Consider the following 2,750-nt stretch of genomic DNA (forward strand, 5'->3'; position numbering starts at 1 on the left):
TGATTATCAGCGGCGGGGAAAATATTTATCCGCGTGAGGTGGAGGACGTGCTGCATGCTCATGAGGGAGTTCTTGATGCGGCGATTGTCGGACAGCCGGATGACAGGTGGGGAGCAAGTGTGACAGCGTTTGTGGTGAAGAAAAACTCTGATGTCACGGAAAAAGAGCTGGATGAATGGTGTAAGAGCAGTGACAGCCTGGCTAACTATAAACGGCCGCGGAAGTATGAGTTTGTGGAGGAGCTGCCGCGTAATGCCAGTGGGAAGATACAGAAGTTCGTGTTAAGGAAGCGGGTGGAGGAATGGTTAATAAAAGAGCAGACAAAGTAGGCTGGGGAGAGTAAGCGTATTATTGACTGCTTCTTATATAGATAATAAAGGAAAAGAAGTGCCTGTCACTTACTCTTTGCAGTGGGGGACAGGCACCTTTTAAGTAAATAAAACTAAAATGGCCGGTGTAATTTGTTCATTACTTTTAAAGCAATAAGATCTTGTAAACAAGTGTCCATAAAAAGGTGATATAAGGTTTTGTTCAAAGTATAGATCTAATTATGATTCAGTTTGAATATCTCACGAGCCATTAATTCAAGAATATAAATCACGGGGACTTGAGTCGTAATATTTGATTCCTCAATGAATTCTTCGGAGACATAATAAGGTATATTAATATCGGAAATCTTCGCAATAGTAGATGATTTTGTATTTGTTATGCTAATGATTTTACTTCCCTCTTGTTTAAGCTTGTTTAAATGGGTGATTGTATAGTTGTTTTCTCCCGATACAGATAAAGCAATGGTGACGCTGTTTACCATGATACTGGAGTGAATGGGATAGTGGGGATCTTTGATGTACATTGAAAACTTCCCAAGACTCGAAAAATGTCTCGCACCATACTCAGCGAGAATACCTGAGCTGCCTATTCCGGTAAATATGACATTATCGGCATCAGTGACTGCACGGACAGCTTCTCTTATCTCTTCTTCAAGGTTTCCTTTTAACGTTCTTTCAAAAAACTCTTCCACTGAGCGCAGAGGGCTTTTTATATTGGTTTTTTTCTTTTCTTTAAGATACATCTTCAGCTTTACTTTGAATTCAGAGAAACCTTCACAATCAACTTTTCTGCAGAAACGCAGAATTGATGCTGTGGAAACATGTGTTTCATCCGCTAATTCGCGGATTCTCATGTACACAACCTTTTCAATATTCTGAGTGATGTAGTTATATAAGGATGTTTCCAATTCATTAAAAGAGGCGATTACGTCATATGAAAACATTGGCTTGGTATGCTCCTTACCTTCTTCTTCAAATTGTTTTACAGTTAATTTATAGTAACACAGCTACAGAGTGAAACATAGTGTTACATTTGTGTAACGCATAACCTTTTGTGATAAATAAAACCAAATCCACTGCTTTTATTTATAATCTTAGGTAAAGTCGTTAATCTTACATGTAAGAAAGTAAAAAGCAGGAGGCAATCATATGGAAAAATATCAATTCCCGATAGGTTTTTTATGGGGGGGTGCTACAGCGGCAAATCAAATCGAAGGTGGTTTTCATGAGGGGAATAAAGGATTAAATATTGCAGATGTTCTTCCTGGCGGAAAGGGAAGACTGAATATTTTACAGTCACCTGGCTTTAATTTTGAAATCGATAAAGAAAAATACAGCTATCCCAATCATGAAGCGATTGATTTTTATCATCGGTATAAAGAGGATATTGCACTGTTTGCTGAAATGGGTTTCAAAGCGTTCCGCATGTCCATTGCCTGGACAAGAATTTTCCCGAATGGGGATGAGCTGGAACCCAATGAAGATGGACTGGCTTTCTATGACCGTGTGTTTGATGAACTGCACTCATACGGAATAGAGCCGGTTGTGACCATCTCTCATTATGAAATGCCGTTAAACCTCGTTAAAGAGTATGGAGGGTGGAGAAATCGGAAAGTGGTCACTTTCTTCGAGAGATATGTACATGCGATACTCAACCGGTATAAGAATAAAGTCAGGTACTGGATGACTTTCAATGAAATCAATAGTGGTTTTATTATGCCGATTCAAGGGCTGGGCTTCTCGATTCAAAAAGAAGAAGACAAATATCAACCTACTTTTCAAGCGTTTCACCATCAGTTTGTCGCCAGCAGCATGGCAGTAAAAGCTTGCCGCGAAATCATCCCTGAATCCAAAATAGGCTGTATGATTCTCTATGCTCCTGTTTACCCGTATGATTCCAATCCGGAGAATGTGATGTATGCCCTTCAAGAGGAGCGTTTATTTAACAACTTCTGTGCAGATGTTCAAGTGAGAGGAGAATATCCTGCTTTTATTCACCGATATTTCAAGGAGCATAATATTGAGCTGGACATTCAAGATGGTGACTACGAGTTATTAAAAGAAGGAACTGTAGATTATATTGGATTCAGCTATTATATGTCCAGAACAGAAAAGAAAGAAAAGGCTGAATTACAGGGTATGGATGAAAATCTGATTGGCGGTGTCAAAAATCCTTTCTTAAAGGCGAGTGATTGGGGATGGGAAATCGACCCGACAGGATTGAGGATCAGTTTGAATCAGCTGTATGATCGTTACCAAATTCCGCTTTTTGTCGTGGAAAATGGGCTGGGGGCCAAAGACAAAATAGAGCAAGACGGTTCCATTCAGGATGACTATAGAATCGATTTTCTCCGCGATCACATCAAAGCGATGGGAGAAGCAGTTGCAGATGGTGTTGAGTTAATGGGGTATACAAGCTGG

The 2,750-nt window shown here is 39.8% G+C and carries 3 protein-coding genes; 2 read left to right on the forward strand and 1 reads right to left on the reverse strand.

Features of this window, described 5'->3' with window-relative positions; all coding sequences use genetic code 11:
• A partial coding sequence (locus tag HP456_RS22400; protein WP_446680280.1) for an AMP-binding enzyme occupies positions 1–329 on the forward strand: 329 nt, incomplete at its 5' end.
• Between the two features lie 215 nt (positions 330–544).
• Here HP456_RS22400 and HP456_RS22405 read toward each other — a convergent pair.
• Positions 545–1,273 carry a MurR/RpiR family transcriptional regulator gene (locus HP456_RS22405; protein WP_172255213.1) on the reverse strand — a complete coding sequence of 243 codons (729 nt, stop codon included), beginning with the start codon at positions 1,271–1,273 and terminating at the stop codon, positions 545–547.
• 205 nt (positions 1,274–1,478) lie between these two features.
• Between HP456_RS22405 and HP456_RS22410 the strand changes: the two genes are divergently transcribed.
• The coding region (locus tag HP456_RS22410) for a glycoside hydrolase family 1 protein (RefSeq protein WP_172255215.1) at positions 1,479–2,750 on the forward strand (1,272 nt) is incomplete at its 3' end.

Origin of the sequence: Bacillus haikouensis (assembly GCF_013179555.1) — a bacterium.
GTDB lineage: Bacteria > Bacillota > Bacilli > Bacillales > Bacillaceae_B > Rossellomorea > Rossellomorea haikouensis_A.

Coding starts and splice junctions, on each gene's coding strand:
- HP456_RS22405 (WP_172255213.1), bottom strand. CDS start 1,273: ATGTTTTCATATGACGTAATCGCCTCTTTTAATGAATTGGAAACATCC.